Source organism: Aquabacterium parvum, assembly GCF_001447195.1.
Lineage (GTDB): Bacteria > Pseudomonadota > Gammaproteobacteria > Burkholderiales > Burkholderiaceae_C > Aquabacterium > Aquabacterium parvum.
The window spans coordinates 1-1,220 of record NZ_LFRI01000203.1 but is presented as its reverse complement, the minus strand read 5'-3'; the positions used below and the strand labels follow the sequence as shown (position 1 = coordinate 1,220).

The 1,220-nt window shown below is 54.3% G+C and carries 2 protein-coding genes; both read right to left on the bottom strand.

The window, feature by feature from the left end:
- The coding region (locus ABG80_RS07315; protein WP_268760949.1) for an NAD(P)-dependent oxidoreductase at nt 1-650 on the bottom strand (650 nt) is incomplete at its 3' end.
- Between the two features lie 24 nt (nt 651-674).
- The coding region (gene phnE / locus ABG80_RS07310; RefSeq protein ID WP_058087082.1) for a phosphonate ABC transporter, permease protein PhnE at nt 675-1,220 on the bottom strand (546 nt) is incomplete at its 5' end.

Here is a 1,220-nt window from a genome sequence, read left to right as displayed (position 1 = left end):
AGATGCAGTGTCTCTGCGGCCATCGGAACCATCGGCACGACATAATCACATTTTTCGAGCAGTTCATCGAGCGTGACGCGCTGTACGTGCCAAGCCTTTTCTTGTTCGGCATTGAGCGGAATCGGATCGCAATACAAGAGATTCATTTCAAAGCCAGCCAAGCGCTGGGCGATTGCACGGCCGACCGCCCCCATACCAATGATGCCAAGCGTTTTTCCTGTCAAACCAGAGCCATATAGTGTCGGCCGCCAGCCTTGGAAGTGTCCGCTACGGATTTGCCTATCGCCTTCCAGCATATGCCTTGTCAAACCGAGAAGAAGGCCGATAGTCAGTTCAGCGGTCGGGATCGTAAGCAAATCCGGCACAATCGTAAGCCATACACCGTGGCGTGTGCAGGCGTTGACATCGAAGTTATCATAGCCTTTAAGCGCGGCGCCGATGACACGCAGCTTTGGACATTCCTCGAGAAACGCGCTGTCGATGCTGTCCGGCATGAAAGCCATGAGTGCATCCGCATCTTTGGCTCGCGCAATTACCTCAGAACGCGGCAAGGTTTCCCGTGTGGTGTTGGGGATAACATCGGCGCTAGCGGACAACAATTCGATGATTTCCGGGTGCACCCAGTGGGTGAGGACGACTTTGGGCTTCATAAAAACCTTTGTAAGCTTTGGGAGTTATTTGAACTTGCGACGCAGGAAGGAGCTGAAGGCGTCGACGAGGGTAACCATGCCTAAAATAACCAGCAAAATAGCCGAGACATCCTGGTATTGCATGATGCGCAGAGAGCCCATCAGCTCGAACCCGATTCCACCGGCGCCGACCATGCCCATCACGGTCGAAGCACGGAAGTTGTATTCCCATCGATAGATCGCGGTATCGGCCATTTGCGGAAGCACTTGGGGAAAGATCCCATGAAAAATCACCTGCAATGGCGTGCAGCCCGCTGCATGCGCGGCTTCTACCGGTGCCGGATCGGCATGTTCGATCGATTCCGAAAAAAATTTGGCGATCATGCCAACCGAATGTAAGCCTAGGGCTAAAACACCCGGCAATGCGCCGAAGCCAACGGCTGCCACGAACAGGATGCCCATGATCAGTTCGGGTATCGATCGCAAAGCGTTTAACAGGCCGCGTGTGGCTTGATACACGAGTGGATGAGGGCTAGTATTCCGCGCGGCGAGCACTCCTAAGGGAATGGATAGCAATACCGCGATTGCCGT